The sequence below is a fragment of the Acetobacterium sp. K1/6 genome (assembly GCF_034438075.1).
In the GTDB taxonomy this organism is placed as follows: Bacteria; Bacillota; Clostridia; order Eubacteriales; family Eubacteriaceae; genus Acetobacterium; species Acetobacterium carbinolicum.
The window spans coordinates 1-21365 of sequence record NZ_JAXQGA010000006.1; the positions used below are offsets into that span (position 1 = coordinate 1).

Annotated in this window: 16 protein-coding genes; 15 read left to right on the top strand and 1 reads right to left on the bottom strand. The window is 42.8% G+C overall.

The window, feature by feature from the left end:
• Window positions 1-204 precede the first annotated feature (204 nt).
• The 6 genes from U2P91_RS06665 to U2P91_RS06690 all read left to right on the top strand — a co-directional run bounded on the left by U2P91_RS06665 (window position 205) and on the right by U2P91_RS06690 (window position 3443).
• Window positions 205-558 (top strand): type II toxin-antitoxin system RelE/ParE family toxin, encoded by a 354-nt coding sequence (locus U2P91_RS06665; RefSeq protein WP_322519274.1) that lies wholly within the window; start codon window positions 205-207, stop codon window positions 556-558.
• A gap of 2 nt (window positions 559-560) precedes the next feature.
• Window positions 561-923 carry a helix-turn-helix domain-containing protein gene (locus U2P91_RS06670; RefSeq protein ID WP_414151287.1) on the top strand — a complete coding sequence of 121 codons (363 nt, stop codon included), beginning with the start codon at window positions 561-563 and terminating at the stop codon, window positions 921-923.
• Window positions 924-1307: 384 nt separating this feature from the next.
• The gene (locus tag U2P91_RS06675) at window positions 1308-1541 is read left to right on the top strand and encodes a hypothetical protein (protein ID WP_322519275.1); all 234 of its coding nucleotides are present in this window, start codon (window positions 1308-1310) and stop codon (window positions 1539-1541) included.
• A 40-nt stretch (window positions 1542-1581) separates the two neighbouring features.
• Window positions 1582-2604, top strand: a complete 1023-nt coding sequence (locus U2P91_RS06680; RefSeq protein WP_322519276.1) for an Rpn family recombination-promoting nuclease/putative transposase — start codon at window positions 1582-1584, stop codon at window positions 2602-2604.
• A 282-nt stretch (window positions 2605-2886) separates the two neighbouring features.
• Window positions 2887-3162 carry an AbrB/MazE/SpoVT family DNA-binding domain-containing protein gene (locus tag U2P91_RS06685; protein ID WP_322519277.1) on the top strand — a complete coding sequence of 92 codons (276 nt, stop codon included), beginning with the start codon at window positions 2887-2889 and terminating at the stop codon, window positions 3160-3162.
• Window positions 3159-3443: a PIN domain-containing protein gene (locus U2P91_RS06690; RefSeq protein WP_322519278.1), complete on the top strand. Its 285-nt coding sequence runs from the start codon at window positions 3159-3161 to the stop codon at window positions 3441-3443. Before U2P91_RS06685 ends, U2P91_RS06690 begins: the two co-directional genes overlap by 4 nt.
• Window positions 3444-3888: 445 nt before the next feature.
• On the opposite strand, the gene U2P91_RS06695 is transcribed toward U2P91_RS06690, so the two are convergent.
• Window positions 3889-4149, bottom strand: a complete 261-nt coding sequence (locus U2P91_RS06695; RefSeq protein WP_322519279.1) for a transposase — start codon at window positions 4147-4149, stop codon at window positions 3889-3891.
• A gap of 143 nt (window positions 4150-4292) precedes the next feature.
• Between U2P91_RS06695 and U2P91_RS06700 the strand changes: the two genes are divergently transcribed.
• The 9 genes from U2P91_RS06700 (at window position 4293) to U2P91_RS06745 (ending at window position 21140) form a co-directional block, all read left to right on the top strand.
• On the top strand, window positions 4293-4655 hold the full coding sequence (locus tag U2P91_RS06700; protein ID WP_322519280.1) for a type II toxin-antitoxin system RelE/ParE family toxin: 363 nt from the start codon (window positions 4293-4295) through the stop codon (window positions 4653-4655).
• Window positions 4648-5010: a helix-turn-helix domain-containing protein gene (locus tag U2P91_RS06705; RefSeq protein ID WP_414733480.1), complete on the top strand. Its 363-nt coding sequence runs from the start codon at window positions 4648-4650 to the stop codon at window positions 5008-5010. The genes U2P91_RS06700 and U2P91_RS06705 overlap by 8 nt, the downstream gene beginning before the upstream one ends.
• Before the next feature lie 526 nt (window positions 5011-5536).
• Window positions 5537-6385 (top strand): transposase, encoded by an 849-nt coding sequence (locus U2P91_RS06715; protein ID WP_322519281.1) that lies wholly within the window; start codon window positions 5537-5539, stop codon window positions 6383-6385.
• A 19-nt stretch (window positions 6386-6404) separates the two neighbouring features.
• Window positions 6405-7943: a YifB family Mg chelatase-like AAA ATPase gene (locus U2P91_RS06720; RefSeq protein WP_111887793.1), complete on the top strand. Its 1539-nt coding sequence runs from the start codon at window positions 6405-6407 to the stop codon at window positions 7941-7943.
• An 8-nt stretch (window positions 7944-7951) separates the two neighbouring features.
• A complete protein-coding gene (dprA, locus tag U2P91_RS06725; RefSeq protein WP_111887792.1) occupies window positions 7952-9073 on the top strand; it encodes a DNA-processing protein DprA in 1122 nt (373 codons plus the stop codon).
• 168 nt (window positions 9074-9241) lie between these two features.
• Window positions 9242-9838 carry a polyhedral envelope protein gene (locus U2P91_RS06730; RefSeq protein WP_111887791.1) on the top strand — a complete coding sequence of 199 codons (597 nt, stop codon included), beginning with the start codon at window positions 9242-9244 and terminating at the stop codon, window positions 9836-9838.
• Between the two features lie 72 nt (window positions 9839-9910).
• The gene (locus U2P91_RS06735; RefSeq protein ID WP_322519282.1) at window positions 9911-11911 is read left to right on the top strand and encodes a hypothetical protein; all 2001 of its coding nucleotides are present in this window, start codon (window positions 9911-9913) and stop codon (window positions 11909-11911) included.
• Between the two features lie 238 nt (window positions 11912-12149).
• Window positions 12150-17315 carry a leucine-rich repeat protein gene (locus U2P91_RS06740; protein ID WP_322519283.1) on the top strand — a complete coding sequence of 1722 codons (5166 nt, stop codon included), beginning with the start codon at window positions 12150-12152 and terminating at the stop codon, window positions 17313-17315.
• A gap of 168 nt (window positions 17316-17483) precedes the next feature.
• Window positions 17484-21140 (top strand): X2-like carbohydrate binding domain-containing protein, encoded by a 3657-nt coding sequence (locus U2P91_RS06745; RefSeq protein WP_322519284.1) that lies wholly within the window; start codon window positions 17484-17486, stop codon window positions 21138-21140.
• The last annotated feature ends 225 nt before the right edge of the window (window positions 21141-21365 follow it).

The window sequence follows — 21365 nt, forward strand, 5'->3', positions numbered from 1 at the left end:
AAACAAATGAAACCAATGAAACCAATAAGTCAGTCGGTTAATTCAAGAAAAACCGCCAACTATCTTGACAACTACCGCATCTTAAATACATATTATTACTTTGAGGGTTTTCGGTTGTGTCAGAAAATTTAAATAGCCAAAATCATTGCAAAATTATAACTTTTGAGTTATAATAAGAACGTAACAGAAAGGTTAATAAGCAAAATGTATAAGATAAACTTTTACACTGATCAAAGTGGGAATGTTCCTGTACGAGATTATTTGGATGAGCTTGCAAGTAAAAATGACAAGGACAGCCGAATAAAATTTAATAAAATACAAGACTATATTCAAATGCTGAGTGAAAATGGAACAAGGGCTGGTGAACCCTATGTTAAACATTTAGAAGGGGATCTTTGGGAATTAAGACCGTTAAGAGACCGTATTTTATTTATTGGTTGGGATGGAAATCGTTTTATTCTACTTCACCATTTCATGAAAAAGACACAAAAAACACCAAAACGTGAGATAGAACAAGCGAAACGGTGTATGAACGATTTTATTGAAAGGAGTAAATAGACATGAGCAACAAAAAAATAAGCCCAATGGGTGAAAGTTGGGAAGACTATCGAAAAAGAACATTCACCCCGGAAGAAATAATGGAATCTGATTTGAGAGTAGCATTAATAAGCGAATTAATTCGTGCCAGAAATGATCAGGGAATCACACAAAAGCAATTGGAAGAAGCAAGTGGCGTTAAACAACCAGTCATTGCCCGAATGGAAAAAGGAACTACTGATCCTCAGTTAATGACTATCTTGAAAATACTAAGACCACTTGGAAAAACCCTGGCCATTGTGCCAATTGAAGAAAAATCCCCCCGGAATATTCGTTTTAAAACATTTAAAAAAGGTAGTGCATTTAAACAAAAACCTTTAGTTTAACGGTGCCTGTCACTTTAGTAACGGTGCCAGATGTACGGTGCCTGTCACTTAACTTATTGAGTTGGTGGTTGAGAAACAGAGAAATAAACAGAGAGACGATTCGGGTTCTACGGGACTCGGGTCGTCTTTTCTTTTTTGTGTGGCACTTTGTATTTAAGCGCTAAATGTAACGGTGCCTGTGAAACCTCCGAAAAACGCAGGCACCTGTAAATCTATACAATAACACGAATAAATATGCTCGCTCTAATCTCACAACAAACTTTATTGATCAACTCCCCCAGAATAGCAACTAAAATGTGTAAGTGATTCAAAAGATGGCGTAGTGAAAAACCGATCCAATTAGTGTAAACTAACCTGAAAAGAGGTTCAGGAGGTTTAGATATAATGGACGAGTCAAAAAGACAGCTATGGGAAGAGCGTTTCGAAGAACAGTCAAACAGTAAAATGACCATTGTGAGTATTCCGCTGATTTACCGCCACCCCGTAATATCCACAGTCCTGGCAGGATTTAGGGGGGTTTGTCGGGACTGTCGCGACTGTCGGCATTTCAGAGAGAAAAAAGATGAGAATCTAGTTGGAATTTTTGTCCAATTCAAATTTAATAGCATTTTAAAGTGAGATCGATTATAATGAAGACAATAGCAAAGAAGGTGAACGAATGAAAGTGACTGAGAAAAAAGTACAGAATCCCCATGATAAGTTTTTTAAGGATACATTTTCAAATCCGTTAGTGGTCAGAGATTTTGTTGAGAATTATCTGCCGGAACCGATTTTAAAACTGGTTGATTTGAACGAACTGGAGATTCAGAATGGCAGCCACGTGGATGAAGAACTCAGTGAGGTCTTTTCAGATATGTTGTTCAGGACAAAAATCAATCAGCGGGATGGCTATCTCTATTTTCTGTTTGAACACAAGAGTTATCCGGATCGAATGGTTGCCTTACAGTTACTGACTTACATGGTTCGTATCTGGAATCAGAAGGTCAACAAGGAAAACCATACGCATATTCCGGTGATTGTCCCAATGGTGATTTGTCATGGGGAAAAGAAATGGAAAATAAGTCCCATGTTCAGTGATCTGATCCTGAATTTTGACTCGTTGCCGGAAGAAGTCAAACAAATGATACCGAATTACCGCTACCAGCTCTATGATTTATCACAGTTTTCGGATGAAGATATCAAGGGGAAGGCAGAACTGATGATTGCATTGTCCGTTGCCAGAGATATTTTCAAAAAAAGCGGTGAGGAATTTCTTGAAACGATTTTTAAGGCTGCCAGAGCTTTAGCAGAACTGGAAGAAAAGGAAACAGGTCTTCAGTATTTTGAAACTTGTATGCGCTACATTCTGACATCCGGCCCAAGGCTTTCAAGGGAGCAATTGAATACCGTGATTAAGCAATTGGAAGTAACCTATAAGAAAGGGAGTGAAGTAACCATGACATTGGCTGAAGTTTTAAGAGAAGAAGGTTTTGAAGAAGGTATTGAAAAAGGTATTGAAAAAGGAAAAAGTGAAATGGCTATTGGTTTTGCAATCAATCGACTGACCAAAAAATTTGGGATCATGTCTTCAGAGTATCGGGAGAAAATCAATACCCTTGATCTGAACTCTCTGGAAATGTTGAATTACCAGATTGATGATTTCACCAGTCTTGATGATGTGCGAAAATATCTGGCACTCTGATTGGATAAACGGATAAACGGTGCCAGAACAAACGGTGCCTGTCACTTAACTTATTCAACTTAACTTATTGAGTTGGCGGTTGAGAAACAGAGAAATAAAACAGAGAGACGATTCGGGTTCTACGGGACTCGGGTCGTCTTTTCTTTTTTGTGTGGTACCTTGTATTTAAGCGCTTACAATCAGATGGTGAGATTCTTTTGGATTAATTGGATTGATCTTGCAAAAAGATAATATCGGTGCTATACTGAAAGTAGGAAAAGTAGGGTTTAAGGAGGTAGCACAATGGATCTTGCAAAAGTAATGTCTAAAGGTCAAGTGACCATTCCCATCAATATTCGGAAGAAACTGAATCTGAAGGAAGGTGACAAAGTGGTCTTCATCGAGAAAGATGGCTACATGGTGATTGCCAACTCAGCAATGCTTGCTCTCGAACAAGTGCAAAATGCCTTTGAAAGTGAAGCGGAACGATTAGATTTGAAATCTAAAGAAGACGTTGTGAATCTGGTGAAGGAAGTCCGGAAAGAACGGTTTGAGGAAAAGAAGGAAAAGAAGCAATGAGAATCATGCTGGACACTAATGTTTTGATTTCTTCAATTATTTTCAAAAGTAAGAACATGAATGACTTGATTGCAGCGATTCTTAAAGATCATCGTCTCGTTCTATCTTCCTTCGTGATTGAAGAGCTAAAAGGTGTGGTTGAGAGAAAATGCGAAGGAAGATCCGCTGACCTGGATCATTTTCTAACCGTTCTTCCCTTTGAATATGTCTACACTCCTGACGAAATGGATGAAAATCTCTTTGAAATTCGGGATGAAATGGACTATCCAGTGCTCTATTGAGCCATAGTCGAAGATGTGAACATTCTCATCACCGGCGATAAAGACTTTGCAGACATTGACATTGAGAAACCGGAAATATTGACACCCAATGAATTTGTTGGGAAATATGTTCATGTGAACGTGCATTGATGATGAGGGGAATAGTCAAACTTCCCCTTTTTCAATTGATCAAATGAATAGTGAAACAGATGCAAGTTGGTTGTTCTTCTGATCTGAAATCATTTCCAAAATTTTTCTCCCATATTTGAGTCAAACGGTGCCAGTGAAACTTCCGAAAAAAGGCCATAAAAAAACACGAGTTCATAAATTGTGAATGAATATTCGCAGATTCAAAACCTAATATTCAATTAGTGAGTTCATTTTATAAATTGGCTCGGAAAATTCTGCGAAATAGGCATAAACAGACACTTTTGTTGCTGCCTATTTCGTCAGATTCTCACACTTTTTATTTGCGTAATAACAAAGAAACCATCCTTACAATATTGCAGGCTAGATTGGCCATGGTAATATGAATTTTTGCCCCACGAAGTCTGACATATCGGCACCGTTGCAAACCGTGATTTCTGACCATTGTAGCAAAACGTCTTTCGATTTTGTAACAATTATGACTGCAGTGCCAGTTGATCTGATGATGAGTGCCACCCAATCCGGATGATGGTGCCACTGGTTCCGGGCTAGGATTTAAAATCATTCCAGCTTTCCCCATAATCAACGGTCCCTGAATCAAACCATCACTTCAAATACCGTATTACTTTGTGGGTTTTGTCAGAAAATTAAAACAGTTAAATCATTGCAATAATATAACTTAAGAGTTATAATAGAAACATATTTGAAAGGTAATTAACGAGTATGTACAAAATAGAATTTTATTGTGACCAAAATGGTAAAGAGCCAGTGTTACAGTATTTAGAAAAATTAGCAAGCAAAAATGACAAGGATAGCCGGATTAAACTAAACAAAATTAGAGATTACATGAAGATACTCGGAGAACATGGCACAAGAGTTGGTGAGCCTTATGTCAAACACATAGAGGGTGAAATTTGGGAATTAAGACCGTTAAGAGATCGGATCTTATTTGTTGGATGGGATGGCAACCGTTTTATTCTTCTACATTATTTCATGAAGAAGACACAGAAAACACCTAAAAGAGAAATTGAACAAGCGAAACGGTATATGAAAGATTTTGTTGAAAGGAGCATTGAAAATGAGTAAGACAAAAGTAAGTCCCATTGGATCAAGCTGGGATGAGTTTGAGAAAAGAACATTCACCCCGGAAGAAATAATGGAATCTGATTTGAGAGTAGCATTAATAAGCGAACTAATCCGTGCTAGAAATGATCAGGGAATCACCCAAAAGCAGTTGGAAGAAGCAAGTGGTGTTAAGCAACCCGTCATTGCCCGAATGGAAAAAGGTACAACTGATCCCCAATTGATGACTATTTTAAAAATACTAAGACCACTTGGCAAGACCTTGGCCATTGTGCCAATTGAAGAAAAACAACCCCGAAACATTCATTTGAGAACATTTAAAAAAGGCAGCACATTCAGGCAAAAGCCCATGAGATAAATTGATCCATTAAAATAGGAGGTCGAATGATGTATTTAGCAGTTATCAATGTAGAACCTTTAAAGGACTATAAGTTACTATTAACTTTTGAAAATGGTGAAAAGAGACGTCGATGTCAGTCCATATTTGGATAAGGGCATTTTTCAAGAATTGAAGGATGAGGAGAAATTCAAGACTGTACGCGTTAGTTTTGACAGCATTGAATGGTGCAATCAAGCGGATCTTGACCCTGAGTTTTTTTTCGAAAAGAGTAAAGCTTGCTAAAAAAATCAGCAAGAATAGATATACGGTGTAGAAACAGAGTACCGAGACGATTCGGGTTCTTCGGGACCCGGATCGTCTTTTTTATTTTTTGAAGTGGCTGAAACCGACAATTTCAAAGATGATTCAGTCATAAGTCTTGTTGTAGATGAAATGACTTAATCGTTAAGATCTGTGTTATTTATTTCAACCTTTAATTGCAAACGCTTCCAGATTTTGGTAGAATATTACTAAAGTGAGGGGTGATTATTTGGGCAGAAAGCCAATGTTGGAGTATAGCGGCGGGGTCTATCATTTGATCCAGCGAGGAAATAACCGGGAATTTATTTTTAACCGCAATGAGGATAAGGAATATTTTCTGGAACTGATCCGCGAGGTTCAGATCATCATGGGGTTTGAGTGCTACGGTTTTGTCATCATGGGCAATCACTATCACTTGATTTTTAAACGACATGAGGTTTCAATCAGAGATATTATGCACCGGATCAACTCACATTTCAGCCGTTACTATAATCAGAAAAACAAACGCACTGGTCATGTTTTTGAAAATCGTTACAAAGGCTACCCTGTCAGTGATGATCGCTACCTGCTGTCACTACTTCGATACGTTCATCAAAATCCGGTGGCTGCAAAAATTTGCGGTCGGGTTTGTGACTATCGCTGGAGCAGCGATCAATACTATCGAAAAAACAATGATCTTAGTCTGGTGAACATCAATTTTGTACTGGGTATTTTTTGCGAAGAACGCAGCAAAGCGATTCCGGCCTATTGTGAGTTTATGGATGCTGACAAACTGGAAATCCCGGTTGATTTTGAAGTACTTCCCAGAAATGAACCAGATAAAAAAACGGCTGAAGCGAACCCTCTGATTAAATCAGTCAATGATCGGGAGGATCATAAAAGCCAGTTAAGTCTGGAGAGGCTCTTAAAGGATGTTGCCAGTGATGAAGAAATATATCAGGCCATCAAATCAGGTTCCCGAAAACGGGTTCTAAGTGTTTTTAAAAAGAATTTTATCAAGCTGGCGATTAAAGAAAACTACACCATGCGAGAAATCGGAGATTTCATTTCAGTGAGTGAAGTGGCAGTCTATAAAATGTCGATAAAAGACTAAAGGGCGGTCAGGAGGCGTTATGGCATCAATTGTAAACAGTTTTGCGATTTCAGGGGTAGAGGCGTATCTCGTCGATGTTGAGGTTAAAACAATTACCGGCCAGCCGCTGATTGCCATTGTTGGTTTGGGTGATACCGCGATCAAAGAAGCCCGAGAGAGAGTTGAAGCGGCCATTAATGACAGTAAATATAAGTTTCCCCAGAAGAAGGTGGTTATCAACCTGGCTCCAAGTGATCTTAAAAAAAGCGGATCACATTTTGATTTAGCGATCGCTATCGGCATTTTGATTGAAACCGGTCAGCTGGTGCGGGTAAAAAAAGAGAAGTTCGGGATCATCGGCGAACTGTCATTAAATTCCCGGCTGCGCGCCTGCTCAGGAATCTTACCAATGGTGATTGCCGCCCGGAATGCCGGTGTTAAAAACATCATTGTTCCCCTGGATAATATCCAAGAGGCATCTCTGGTTACGGGAATACAGGTTTTTGGTTTTGATGCACTAAAAGACGTGGTTGATTTTTTAGAAGATAAAAAAGTCTATCAGCCGAATAAAAAAAATAGCATCGCCGCCGCCCAGGATGACATCGATGGCATCGATTTTTGTGATGTCCAGGGACAGGATGGGTTGATTGAATATATTGTTGTGGCCGCTGCCGGTGGACATAATCTACTGATGATTGGATCGCCTGGCTGCGGGAAGTCGATGATTGCCAAGCGGATACCAACCATTTTACCGAGTATGACCGAAGCAGAAGCTTTGGAAGTGACAAAAATTTATAGCGTTGCGGGTATTTTAAAAGAAAAGAGCGGCTTGATAAAAAAACGACCGTTTCGATCGCCTCATCACAATGCGTCAACCAACTCACTGATTGGCGGTGGTAAGGATGCCACTCCGGGTGAAATTTCTTTGGCTCACAATGGCGTGTTGTTTTTGGATGAAATCGCCGAGTTTGGTAAAAATACCCTGGAATCGCTACGACAACCGATGGAGGATCAGCGGGTGACCATCTCGCGGGTCAAGTATACGAATACCTACCCGGCCAGCTTCATGTTGGTGGCTGCTATGAACCCTTGTTCCTGTGGTTATTATGGCACTGAACGCTGCAAGTGCACGGATTATGAAGTGATGAAATATCGTCAGAAAATTTCCGGGCCGATCATGGATCGGATGGATATTCAAAAATACGTGCGACCAGTTGATTTTATCGATTTGTCCAACGATTATCGGGGGGCTACCTCTGAAAGTCTGAGACAGCGGGTTGAAGCTGCTCGAAAAATACAACAGCAGCGATTTGCTAAAATGAAAGGGATCAACTGTAACGCCCAGATGGGAAATCAGCTGATTAAAGAATACTGTATTTTGGAAGATGACGGGAAGAAGCTGTTGATGATGGCTTATGAACGGTATCAGTACAGTGCCAGAGCTTATCACAAGTATCTCAAGGTGGCCAGAACCTTTGCCGACATGGATGGATCAGTAAAAATTCGCAAAAAGGATGTTGCATTGGCGATAATGGCCAGAGATTTAGAAAAGGATCGGGCCGGGTTGACGGTTCTGTAAGGTGAAAAATGGAATACTGGATCTGGCTAACCGAACTAAAGGGCATCGGCCCCATCACCCAGAAAAAATTACTGGACTATTTTAAAACGCCCGCTCGCATTTATGCGGCAGCTGAAGAAGAACTGCGATCCGTTCCGGGAATTGGTTCTTCTCTGGCGCAGTCAGTTTGTCAAGCCCATTCATTGGATGGGGCTTTTTCAGTTATGGATGAGTTAGCAAAGAAAAAAATGAAGGTGCTTGTATATGATGATCCCTTATATCCGGAACTGGCAAAAGCGTGGCCGGAAGCACCAATCGTTCTTTATTATAGGGGTACGATTCGAAATAATAGCATTGGAGTTGGGATTGTTGGTTCCAGACGCTGCTCGCTTTATGGCAAGCAGGTGGCAGTAGAAGCGGCTGACTACCTGGCGCATCAGGGCATCCCGGTAATCAGTGGCCTGGCTAAAGGCATTGATGGTTATGCCCACACCGCTTGCCTGAAGGCGGGCGGTTACACGATGGCATTTTTAGGAAATGGCCTGGATGTTTTTTACCCCAAAGAACATCGGGAGTTGCAGGCAGCCATTAGTGAAAATGGAGCGGTGATTTCTAAATATCTGCCTGGCACAACACCAAGGCCGGAAAATTTTCTCCAGAGAAATGGGTTGATCAGCAGCTGGAGTCAGAAACTGCTGGTGGTGGAAGCGGGGCGAAACAGCGGTGCCTTGAGCACCGCTTCGTTCGCTAAAGCACTGAATCGGGTTATCTTGGCACCGCCGCATGAAATTTATTGCGTGAGTGGCCAGGGAACGAATCAGTTACTTAAAAATGGTGCTTCGCTGTATCTAAAACCTGAGCAACTAAACTTGCAGGATCTAATGGAGAAGCCGGTTTTGACCCGAACCAATAAAACGAGTGGACAAATCGCAAATGCTACGGTCAATCATTCACAGAATCAGACGGAGAGAAAACTAACGCCCGATGAATCTAAGATCCATGCACTTTTGATCAACTCAGAAAAAACCATCCAACAGCTTGAAGCACTGACGGGAATCAATCAGGTGTTGCTGATTGAGCAGCTGGCGATTATGGAGCTGGAGGGATTAGTGGTATTATCCAGTAATGGGAGCTATTGTTTAATCAATTGATTTAAGGGGAACATTTCAATTAGAACATACGGTGCCGGTCACTTAAATTGATGAGCGGGATGGTTTAGAAACTAAAAATAGATTCTATTTGGCCTTGAAATAGTGTATAATACTAGCAATAGAGTAATTTTGAACGACGATTATTTTTAATAAAAGGCAGGTGAAATCATGACAAATGATGCATTTCAACAGATTGTCCTGGAAAAACTGGGTCAACTCGAAACCGGTTTAAATGGTATGAAGTCGGAACTCGGCGAAGTCAAAAACGATGTAACGGGTATCAAGACTGAGCTAGGCGAAGTCAAAAACGATGTAGCTGGTATCAAGACTGAGCTAAGTGAAGTCAAAAACGATGTAGCGGGTATCAAGACTGAGTTAGGCGAAGTCAAAAACGATGTAGCTGGTATCAAGACTGAGCTAAGTGAAGTCAAAAACGATGTAACGGGTATCAAGACTGAGCTAAGCGAAGTCAAAAACGATGTAACGGGTATCAAATCTGAGCTAAACGAAGTCAAAAACGATGTAACGGGTATCAAGACTGAGCTAAACGAAGTCAAAAATGATGTAGCGGGTATCAAGTTTGAGCTAGGCGAAGTCAAAACAAAACTCGATGCAGTCTGTGAGCAAACAGCGGTTTTAACAGAATTTAAGACCGATACAGCGCAGCACTTTGCCGATATCAAGGAAACCCTTGGGTTTGTGTTACATAAAGAAATCGAAAATGAACGGGAATTATATGTTTTGAAGATGAAGCAAGTAAAATAAAATTTTGTCAGTCCTTGCAAGTCGTCGTGATTCTTTTTTGCCTTGGGTGAAATGAAGGGAATTGTTATAAATATGAAAAAGAAATTATTGAGTTTGATTATTGGCTTATGTATCGTGTCTGCAGCGTTGTCAACCACTGTTTTTGCAGAGGAACCGGAGAAAACAGATGACGGATTTGGGGTTACTTATCGTACTCACATTGAGAACGAAGGCTGGGCTCAGGGGTGGATCAATGACGGCAATCTATCGGGATCAGAAGGCAAGGGACTGCGTCTGGAAGGAATCGAAATTGAATTAAACGGTAGCGTGCCCGATGATTTAGATATTCAATACCAGACCCATATTCAGAACAAGGGCTGGTCTCAGAGTTGGGTGTCAAATGGTGATCTGTCTGGATCAGTGGGCGAAGGTTTAAGATTGGAAGCCATTGAAATCAGATTGATGGGAACCGACGCAGCGGATTATTCCGTTAAATACCGTACCCACATTCAAAATGAAGGTTGGAAACAGGGCTGGGTAGCTGATGGTACCTTATCTGGATCGGAAGGAAAGGGTCTACGTCTGGAAGCCATTGAAATCATGATCGTGGAAACGCCGGTTAAGGTTGCCTATGACAAATATCTTACCGTTCTTGCTCAGGTAAAAGAAGCCGATTATACTACAGTTACTTGGGCGGCCTATAAAAAAGTCGTGGATGCTAATGTGGTAACAAAGTCAGATATTGCCAACAAGATAACTGAAGCAACAAACGCGATTGAAAAAGCCCAGGAAAGCCTGGTCAAAAAGGCTGATCTGGATGTGTATTATGATGTCCTGGACACGGTTAAAGAAGCAGACTATACGCCAGAGTCATGGGCTGATTATCAAGTCATTGTTGACGCCAATGTGGTGACTGTAGAGGATACCCAGGCCAAGGTCGATGCGGCGACGATTGCCATCATCAAAGCTCAGAAAAATCTGGTGAAGTATGCCGAGATGACCGCCTATAATGCCGCAATAGCCGCAATAAAGGAAGAACAGGTGAAGTCTGGCTGGTCAACCTATAAAGCAGTATTGGATGCCAATGTGGTAACACGGACAAACACCCAAACGGAGGTGGATGTGGCTACCGCAAATATTCTGGAAGCGCAGAAAATGCTGGTGCTTTATTCTGATTTAGCAGGTTTTAATGAAGCGATCTCAATTTACGTGCAGTATGGTGCTGATGCGGCGAACGCACCTTATACTTTGGCGACCTGGAATGCCTACACTGCAAAATGCGAAATCTATGGCAGTTTGACAAATGGGGTGTGGGTATATGATGTGATCTCAAAAGATACCCTACAGGCGACTATTGATACAGCCACCGCTGACATAAATGATGATGTTGCAAAGCTCGTAAAAACGGCTGATCTGACCGCGTTTAATGCCGCAAAAAATATTAAAATCTCAGATGGACCCTATACCACGGCCTCGTTTACCGCTTATACAAATGATAACCAGGTTAAGGCCATTACAAGTATACCAGCTGAGACTCTCAAAGGCTATTCACAGAGTGTGGTGGATGGCTACACCGAAACCTTGCTTGCGCTTCAAAATGGCATTCTGGTTTTAGGCGCTGATCTGACCGCCTATAATGCGGCCTTACTGGCGGTTGTGGAAGCCAATTATACGGCGCCTTCATGGTCGACTTATCAGGCTGTAGTGATGGCTAATGTGATGACCGCTGATAATACCCAATCGGCAGTGGACTCCGCAACAGCAAAAATAGTTGCGGCTCAGAAAAATCTGATTTACTCCGGAGCGTATGTTATCTCCAAGGCTAAAATAAACACCTTTAATTTTGGGGTACAAACTGTGGGGGACAATATCCTGACCCGAGCGGGAGAAATGATGACCGCGGCAGGAATTGATAACGCAGATTATACCATCAGTTTTACTCGGATTGATTCGGGAACGGCAGTGATTGATCCAATAACCGGTTTGATAACGGATGTGGGCGACACCGTAGCAACAGTGACCTTTACGATCACCCCGGTTGATGGCGGAGTCGCTGCGACAACAGCTGATACAAATATATTTATTAATCCATAAACAAATTGAATCTAAAAATTAAAGCAGTGAATTCTTAGTGCAATTGTTCGGAGTAGCCGGGCAATTGCACTTTAAATTTATACTAAAATTTACTAAACAAATAGACAAGTAATGTCGATATCCTTATTGCACGATATGCAATAGAATGGATTAATCGATGAAATTCGATAATTAATGTGGTGACTTTACATAAATTGAAATAACGAACCAGAATTTAAGCAAGAAAGTGAGAGGGAAAATGAAGAAAAGTCTCAAACAAAGCGTATGTCTGTTAATCAGTACGATGCTGATTATTGGTAGCTTGCCGATTGGCGTGCTGGCGGAGGAATTAAACCAACCGACCCAACCAACCCGGACAGAAAGCGTGGACAATCTGATTGAAAAGGCTTTTGAGCCAACTGAAACGGAGACGCCGGCGTCCCCCGAAGCAGAAGTGCCGGAGACGGAACCAATCGCTCCCGACACGGATCAGAACGTTCCCGAGGAAGAGCCTGTTCTGACACCCCCTGAAGTTAACCGGAGCATGAATAAATCAGAAAGCCTGGCGGCGTCTGAAACCATGGAAACGATGGCGACCTCTGGTGATTATGACTATGATGTAATTGATGGTGTTGCGACCATCACAAAATACAGTGGCAGTGATCCAACGGTAAGCATCCCCGCTAACTTGGCCACTTATAAAGTGGTGGCGATTGGCGCTGGTGCTTTTAATGGCAACACAGATGTCCAGAAGATCATCGTTCCGATGACCGTCACCACCATCGCGTCTGGCGATGTAACCGCATCCTACACCTTTGGCAGTTGCAGTAGTCTTACCGAGGTAGTGATTCCAACCAGTGTAAAAACCATTGATGCTTACGCCTTTAACGATACAAGTGGGGTTAAAATCTCAGGTTACAAAGATTCCCAGGCCGAAAAATATGCCTTTGAGCATGGAATAACCTTCAACACCTTAAGCTTCGGTGCCACATTAACAGCAAGTTTGCCATCGGGACAAAATATCAATACCGACATCACCCTGACTGCGGCAGCAACGGGTGGAACCGGCAGTCTGAGTTATCGATTCTCATACGATTTAGTCAAACTAGATGGAACACGCGTACCGGGTAATACCATACAAGATTGGTCCACGGTTAGCACAGCTCCGTTTACACTGTCTGAGGCTGGCGTCTATACCTTTTATGTTGAGGTGGAGGATGGCGCGAATGTCACATGCAACACGATTATTGACAGCTATAAGGTAATCAACCAGCCACTTGTTGATTTTAATTCAAGCGTTTCATCCCCCCAGTATATCAACATTCCCATAAAATTTACTGCGACGGTAACCGGCGGAACGGGACCATTTAGCTATGAGTTTTATCATACGATTGGTACCCAAACCATTGTTGATAAAACGGAAGCCAGTACATCTGCTACATCGATGAACTGGGAAACAACGGGCCTAACCGAATCTGGCATTTATACCTTTTATGTAAAGGTAAAAGATGATCAGGGGCTTGAAACCATCAAAAAGATTACCGATTATAAAATTTATGACTATCTCAAAGTTGATGATTTTAAAGTGGATAAGGCTTCACCCCAGGAATTGGGAACAGAACTTAAACTGACTGCCACGGCTTCCGGCGGAAAAACCGAGAGCGAGTATAAGTTTTCTTATACAGTAGATGGAACAACCGAAGTGATCCAGGACTATTCAGATCAGTCCAGTATTACCTTTACGCCACCAAAGACCGGAACCTATACCTTTACAGTGGCGGTCACCAATGCTTATGGGGTGGTAAAATCGCTAGAAGTTACCGGGTATATTATCCAGGATACCCCGGAAATCGGCAACTTTACTGCCGCCAAAGATGATGGATCATTCTTCTATCTCGGCGATTCAGATGGTGTAATTCTTAACGCGGAAGCAGCGTCAGGTGGAACAGGAGCTTACACCTATAAGTATTTTTATCAAATCGGTACAGATGCCAAAACTGAAATTACCGCTGCTGATAGCACCAAGAACAGTTATGCGTTTTTCCCCCTAACCGCAGGGACCTATACTTTTTTTGTGGAAGTGTCAGATGTCAATAATTTAACAGCTAAACGACAGGTCAGCAATTATGTGGTTTATCCTGAATTAGAGGGAACACTGACCTTTGATACCCCGCAAAACCGTGAAGCTACGGTAAAGTTCACCGCTAACGCAAGTGGTGGGAAATCAACCTACAAATACCAGTTTTTTTATAAATTAAAGACAGAAACCGACGATCAATACATTCCGATGTCATCAGAACCAACATCGACTAAAACGATGAGCAAATTTTTCGGTGAACATGGCGATTATGAGATAAAGGTGGAGATTACCGATAGCAACGGCGTGCAAACGACAATAGAAGAAGACTTAACAATCAATAATAACCCCTTGATTAGTGATTTTAAAACGACTGGCGATGTCTTTTATGTTGGCACACCCATAGATATAATAGCTGAAGTCGATCCCGTTATTGCCAGTTCAACTCTTATTTTAACCGGAAAGATCGGGAGTAGTTTAATCACCATTCCCAATTCTGAGATTACCACGGTAGCGACTACCAATACATTTACTTTTACACCAACGACAGCGGGCACCTATACTTTTACCGTCACCCTGAAAAACCCGGATGGGACAATAGCTGATACCAAAACCATGAGTTCCATCAAGGTTCTGGCAGCTCCATCAGCCAAAGCGGTAAAGGTCAGTAAAACCAGTGGCGTACTATTGGGTGATGTGGTTAAACTGACTGCCAGTGGAACCGGTGGGAAAGCCGCGTATCAATATAAGTTTTATGTCAAAAAACCCAGTGATATTAGTCCGATAGCTATCAATACAACTTTTGCGACAGCAAAGACAATCAATTATCCGATGACTGAAGTAGGTGAGCACATCTTCTATGTCGAAATCATGGACGCCAATAATCAACCGAGTGGCAATATCGATGAGTCAGCCAGTGTTCCGGTTAAGGTCACTAATCCGGCGGTGATTTCGGATTTCAACGCAGATAAGGTGAAAACAGACCCCGCCGACACAGCAGTTGTGTACCAAAAGGATTCGGTTCAGTTGAGTGCGAAACTGGAAAATGCCAAAGGCGATGGTGATCTGAGTTGTGTTTTTTCCTACAAACAGGGAAGAAGTTGGGTGAAGATTGGTGACACTGTCAATGTAGCAGGAACAGGAACCAATCGGGTCGCGCTGGCCAGCGCCAAATTTGTGCCACCAATGGCAGGAAGCTATACCCTGATGGTGGAAGTGACCGACCAACAAGGAACCAAGGTGACTAAAAAAATTACCAGTTACAAGGTTTTATCGCTGGGAACCGCCAAAGCGGTTAAGCTTAGTAAAACCACTGGTTTACTACTGGGGAGTACCATCAAACTGACCGTTTCAGCCAGCGGTGGAAAAACCCCTTATACCTATGACTATTATGTAACCGGACCGGATGGGGTTGAAACAGCGATTGTCAGCACTAAGGATAAAACGACATCATACCAATTAAATGAGGTCGGTAACTATACATTTTCCGTAAAAGTAACTGATTTAAACGGTATTGTACTGGCAGATACAGTAGATACAATTAGCCAGACGGCGGCCGTGACCAACCCGCCGGATCTTAAACCCTTAACCGTTGAAAAAGATCAGAGTGTTGGCTCACACACCGCGACACTAGTAGCCTATGAAAATGATACCTTAATTATTACGGCCGAGAAAAATGGATCAACAGGATTTCAGGATATTACCTATGTTTTTGAGGCCAAACAGGGACGCACTATTGTTGATAAACAGGAACAAACGAATAACGGTGTTTTTGAATTTGATAAAACTAAACCAGGAAGCTATACCTTCACGATCACCGCAACTGATAGTATCGGCTCTAAAGATGTAGTAAAAAAATCCAGTTACAAGGTTTTATCGGATGTCACCACCAAATCGATCAAGGCGAACAAAACAACCGATCTGATTGTCGGGGATATCATTAAACTGACAGCTGCTGGTAGTGGTGGGAAAACCCCTTATACCTATGAGTTTTATTATTATCTGGATGGCGGAACAGTCCCACAGGCAGTTCCCAGTAGTAATCCGAAGTCAAAAACCGTAACCTTTGCGATGCCAACCAAGGGCAATTACAAATTCCATGTCATTGTCACTGATGCCAATGGTGTGAAATGTACCAATTATGATAACCAGGATGTCAGTGCCATCGCAACGGTTGGCAATCCGCCGGTGATTGAAAGTTTGACCCCGTCAAAGGCCAAGGGTTCAGCAGTTTATCCGGGTGATGCCGTTATTCTTACAGCAAAAGTAAAGTCGGGAACAGGATTGATTGACCCGGAATTTGATTTTTATTACATGCAGGGGAGTAATCGGGTGACGATTCCAATCACCACCCCAAGTACAACAGCCGACCCTTATACCGCAGCAGCAACCTTTACACCAACGTTAACAGGTTCCTATAATATTTGTGTGGACGTCTTTGATGGAACGAATACGGCTACCTATAAAATCAGCGGCTATAAGGTGTTGCAGGGGCTGGCAGTAAAGAGTTTTAAGACCGATAAGCTTTCTGGTGTCAACATTGGAACAACAGTTAAGCTGACTGCTGCCGCTACTGGTGGCAAAAGCCCATATTCATACGAGTTTTATTATTACTATCAGGACGAAACAACTCCACAGACAATCAAAGCCTATTCAACCAGCAAAACGGTTAACTTCATTCCTCAGCAACCGGGCTTCTATAGCCTTCATGTCCGTGTGAAGGATGCGACTGGTAGAGTGTGTACAGAAGATTACGAAGGCAGTATTCTAGACTTTGAGGTCGTTGATCATCCGGTGGTTAAATCTTTTACAGCAAACCTACCATCCGGACAATATGTAGAAACCCCGATTGAGTTGACAGCAGCGGTTGTTGGCGGGAAAACACCGTACACCTATACCTTTTCTTATCAGTTAAACGGTGGAGCAGTTACCCCGATTGAGTCAACAGATAATAAGGCTGTCTTTACCCCGACACTAAGTGGTACCTATACCTTTATCGTGACCGTACAGGATGATAATGGCAGTCCACAGGCAAAGAGTAAAATTGAAAAATATATGGTTTATGCAGTGCCGAGTCTCAAGACTTTTACGGTTGCTAAGGATACCATCGTTCTAGGCAGTTCGGTATCGTTAAGAGCAACGGCTGAAGGCGGACTGAAGCCCTATAAATACAAGTTTACTTATTCTAAAGACGGCGGAGTCGAACAGACAATTCGGGATTATTCAACCACTAGCGCCATCTATTATGTTCCCAAAGAAACGGGTACTTATACGGTAAAGGTCTATTTACAGGATAAGAATGGCCGAGAAGCTGAACAAGAAGGGGATAAAACCATTACGGTTAGTTAAAACCCCGTAAACACCTGGGATATGTACAGTCGCTTGTGTTCTAAATTAAAACAAAAAAACAGTCCGTTTTAAGCTGATTTTGCAGTCGGGCTGTTTTTTGAGTGTTGTAGAGTTGAAAATGAGACTGAATAGTCATCGATAGTTATGTTGAAATAGAAGGGAGTTAATATGAAAAAAAGGAGTCTGCGAATATTAGAAATTGTGATGATGCTATTATTGGTATTTTCTGGCAATGTTATGGCTGAAAACGAAATGTCGTCTCAGACAGATTTAACCGCAAGCAAAGAGCTTCTTGGGATTACCACCAGCCAGGTAACAGGGATTACATATCGAACCCACATCCAGAATGTCGGCTGGGAAAGTAGCTGGCAGACCAACGGGCTGCGATCTGGAACCGAAGGACAGAGCTTGAGATTGGAGGGAATTGAAATCAAGCTTACCGGTGATGTACCGGATGGCGCAAAGATTGAGTACCTCACCCATGTCCAGAATCAAGGCTGGGAAAAATACTGGTCGAATAATGGCAATTCCGCCGGTAGCCAAGGAATGAGTCTGCGGCTGGAAGGCATTCGGATACGCCTGGTTAATATGCCCGATTATTCAATTGAATATCGCACTCATATTGAGAATGTCGGCTGGGAAACCATTTGGGCTAAAGATGGCGAAAGCTCAGGAACCGAAGGCAGGGGTTTGCGGCTAGAGGGAATCCAGATTCGGATTAGCAAAGAAGATGCCGATTTGACCGACTATAATAAGGTGCTGGCAGTGGCTAAAGAAGCAGCGCGTTCCGATTATACCACCTATTCGTGGTCGAACTTACAAACGGTTATCAATGTCAATGTTATGACGGTTAAAAATAACCAGACTGAAGTCGATGCTGCAACCAATGCCATCAAGACAGCGTACGACGCACTAGAATCATTGACGGCAGCCAGGGTTTATGACAGCGCCGGAACCTATGGTATAACGGGGAGTATGGAAACGGTTAATCAGGATGTGGTCATACAGGCGAGTGGGGTAACTTTGCAGAATATGCGCATCACAGGAAATCTGATCATCTCCGAAGAGGTTGGATTGGGAACCGTAACGCTAAATAATATTGTGGTTAGTGGAGAAACGTACGTTCGTGGTGGCGGGAAAAACAGCATTCATATCAATGGCGGAAGCTATAAACGGATCACCATTCAGGAAACAGCCAGTGGTCAGGTCCGAATTGTTGCAAAAAATGCGGCGGGATTGGATGTGATAATTTCTGAGGCGGCCAGCGGTGAAGAGCTGATCCTGGAGGGTGACTTTGATCAGATTACTGTAAATGCAGCTAAAATGAAGCTGTCAACCCGAAGTGGAACAACCATAGCGGAGATGACCGTGACGCGGGCTGGTGCAGGTAGCCAAATAAGTCTTGACAGTGATAGTCGAGTGGAAAGTATGATTTTTAACGGCAAGGCAGATGTCAAGGGACAAGGGGCAATTGGTGAGTCCCTGGTTAACGCCGATAGCGTAACCTATGAGAAAGCACCGGAAAAACAAACGGTGGGAAAAACAGTCAAGATTCCACCGGTATCACCGCCGATACTGGTTTCAGGCGTTACCTTATCGGCTTCTGACGGAGCCACCAGTCTTGTGAAAGGCAAAACCCTACAGTTAAGCGCAACGGTGAGCCCGACAAATGCAGCCAATAAAAGTGTGACTTGGTCAGTCATAAATGGAACTGGTAGCGCTACGGTTTCAAGTTCCGGTTTGGTGACAGGGGTTACAAATGGAACGGTGACAGTGAAAGCTACAGCAAAAGATGGTACCGGCAAAAATGGCACGTTGAGTCTGATTGTTCTGGATTCGGCTTCCGGCACGATTGAAACGGCGTCGTCGATCATTGCTGGTGCGGTTGATCCGAGTTTTGAGATCAACCTGATAAATGATACCTTTACAACAGCAGCAACCACAGTTAGTAACTGGACGATCGCGATGGGATCAAGCGGTTTATCAGTTGCTTCGATTACCCGAAATAGTGATACCCAGCTCACCATTAATACGACAGGGACAGCAGCGGTTGGATCGATTTCTTTCACGGCTAAAGCTGGGGCCTTATCAAAAAATATGGTAAGTAATGCAGTATCGATTGTGGTCAGTCCCATCAAAGTCGGCAGTATTGTTGTTATTGGGACGGGTTCAGCCACAACCGTCTCCAGTAACAGCAGTCTCCAAATGATGGCCACGGTACTGCCAAGCAATGCCGCAAATAAAAATGTGGCTTGGACGGTAACAGGCGGAACCGGAACAGCGACGATTTCGTCAACCGGGTTGTTGATTCCCGCTCAGGCCGGTACGGTAACAGTGCGGGCAACAGCAACAGATGGTTCGGCTGTCTACGGGACGGCTGTTATCACGATTCAGGCAATTAGTCCCGGAGAAATTACCAGCACCACCAGTATTTCAATTGGGGCAACAAACCCAGCGATCGTAGTGACACTGACCAATGACACTTACTCAACTAATGCTGCTTCAGTGGCATTGTGGGATATTAACGCCGGTACAACCGGGCTGACAATATCAGGGGTAACACGAAACAGTAATACTCAGGTCACCATTTCGACATCAGGTGTAGCCCAGGATGGGATCATATCAATTCAGGCCAAGGCTGCTGCGTTAACAAAAGCGGCAGCCAGTAATCCCATAACCATTACGACCGGGAAAATCACCTTAACCGGGACAACCATTTCCGGCAGCCCGGTTGTCGGAAATGTGCTAAGCTCAAACCTGACACCGACCGGGGCGGCGGCAACCTACCAGTGGCAACGGTCCGACAACGAAAGTGATGGCTATAGTGATATAAGCGGTGCAGATTTGGCAACCTATACGCTGGTCAATGCCGATGAAGGTAAGTACCTTCGGGTTACTGCAACCGGCACCGGAAATTACGCCGGTGTGGTAACAAGTGCGGCGGTTTTAGGTGTCAACCCGGCAACGGTGTCGCCAACGGTAGCAACCTTTAACAAAGCGGCACAGGCTGATATGGTGATTACCCTGACGCCCAACGGAAAAACGGTCACCAGTATCAGCGATGGCACCAATACCCTTGAAAAAGATACCGATTATACCGTCGTTGATAATACCTTTACCATAAAAAAAGAGTATCTTGAAGCCAAAATAAATGGAACTGTGACGTTGACCTTTATTATGAGCAATGGCACAAATCCCAGTGTCGCAATTACGATAACCGGGGTGTTACCGGGTGATGCAGCGGTTACACCAACGATCGCCAGCTTTGATAAGTCATCCCCGGTAGATCTGATATTTACCCTGACTCTTAGCGGACGAACCTTCACAAAGGTCAGCAATGAAGCGACCGATCTTGTTATTAATACAGATTATACGGTGAGTGGAAATGTAGTGACCATTAAAAAAGACTATTTAACTAGCAAAAATGCTGGTGACCTGACGCTAACCTTTGTAATGAGTGGCGGCATAAATCCGACCGCAACCATAACCATTAGTGAGGATTTGACAGCACCAGTCTTCGTTACTGATTATCCGAAAGCAGTGAACATTTTGACAACAAGCCTTGATTTGCAGGTTAAAATGAACGAACCTGGGACCGTCTATTACAAGGTGGTGGCAAATAATAGTACCGCACCATCGGTTGATGAGGTCATATTAGCAAATAATCCGATTACGGTTTCAGGAACCGATGAGGTTAGCCTTACGATAAATAGTGGGCTTATAGCCAACACCGATTATGATATCTACCTGGTTGCTCAGGATGATGAAACAACACCAAATAGACAGGCGAGTGTCACAAAGCTTGAAGTCACAACCGCATCATAACTAAACGGTGAAAGCAATACATTCTTCAAACAAAATGACAGAGCTAAAAACATCGTTTAGGTGGGGATATTTAGCAAAAAAAGTAAGCAATCAATTTATGGTTTTTGCGCAAATAAAAAAGGATATCTTTCGGTATCCTTTTTTGTTAAAGAAAAATAGAGTTTTGTCGATTACATAGGTAAGCGTTTATTCTTGGAGATTTAGAAAGTGCTTTTTGTAAGCAGG

What these genes read in the sequence shown, in the direction of transcription:
- U2P91_RS06675 (WP_322519275.1), top strand. Translation starts at nt 1,308, where the DNA reads ATGGACGAGTCAAAAAGACAGCTATGGGAAGAGCGTTTCGAAGAACAG.
- U2P91_RS06705 (WP_414733480.1), top strand. Translation starts at nt 4,648, where the DNA reads ATGAGTAAGACAAAAGTAAGTCCCATTGGATCAAGCTGGGATGAGTTT.
- U2P91_RS06715 (WP_322519281.1), top strand. Translation starts at nt 5,537, where the DNA reads ATGTTGGAGTATAGCGGCGGGGTCTATCATTTGATCCAGCGAGGAAAT.
- U2P91_RS06695 (WP_322519279.1), bottom strand. Translation starts at nt 4,149, where the DNA reads ATGGGGAAAGCTGGAATGATTTTAAATCCTAGCCCGGAACCAGTGGCA.
- U2P91_RS06720 (WP_111887793.1), top strand. Translation starts at nt 6,405, where the DNA reads ATGGCATCAATTGTAAACAGTTTTGCGATTTCAGGGGTAGAGGCGTAT.
- U2P91_RS06665 (WP_322519274.1), top strand. Translation starts at nt 205, where the DNA reads ATGTATAAGATAAACTTTTACACTGATCAAAGTGGGAATGTTCCTGTA.
- U2P91_RS06685 (WP_322519277.1), top strand. Translation starts at nt 2,887, where the DNA reads ATGGATCTTGCAAAAGTAATGTCTAAAGGTCAAGTGACCATTCCCATC.
- U2P91_RS06670 (WP_414151287.1), top strand. Translation starts at nt 561, where the DNA reads ATGAGCAACAAAAAAATAAGCCCAATGGGTGAAAGTTGGGAAGACTAT.
- dprA (WP_111887792.1), top strand. Translation starts at nt 7,952, where the DNA reads ATGGAATACTGGATCTGGCTAACCGAACTAAAGGGCATCGGCCCCATC.
- U2P91_RS06735 (WP_322519282.1), top strand. Translation starts at nt 9,911, where the DNA reads ATGAAAAAGAAATTATTGAGTTTGATTATTGGCTTATGTATCGTGTCT.
- U2P91_RS06745 (WP_322519284.1), top strand. Translation starts at nt 17,484, where the DNA reads ATGAAAAAAAGGAGTCTGCGAATATTAGAAATTGTGATGATGCTATTA.
- U2P91_RS06730 (WP_111887791.1), top strand. Translation starts at nt 9,242, where the DNA reads ATGACAAATGATGCATTTCAACAGATTGTCCTGGAAAAACTGGGTCAA.
- U2P91_RS06740 (WP_322519283.1), top strand. Translation starts at nt 12,150, where the DNA reads ATGAAGAAAAGTCTCAAACAAAGCGTATGTCTGTTAATCAGTACGATG.
- U2P91_RS06700 (WP_322519280.1), top strand. Translation starts at nt 4,293, where the DNA reads ATGTACAAAATAGAATTTTATTGTGACCAAAATGGTAAAGAGCCAGTG.
- U2P91_RS06690 (WP_322519278.1), top strand. Translation starts at nt 3,159, where the DNA reads ATGAGAATCATGCTGGACACTAATGTTTTGATTTCTTCAATTATTTTC.
- U2P91_RS06680 (WP_322519276.1), top strand. Translation starts at nt 1,582, where the DNA reads ATGAAAGTGACTGAGAAAAAAGTACAGAATCCCCATGATAAGTTTTTT.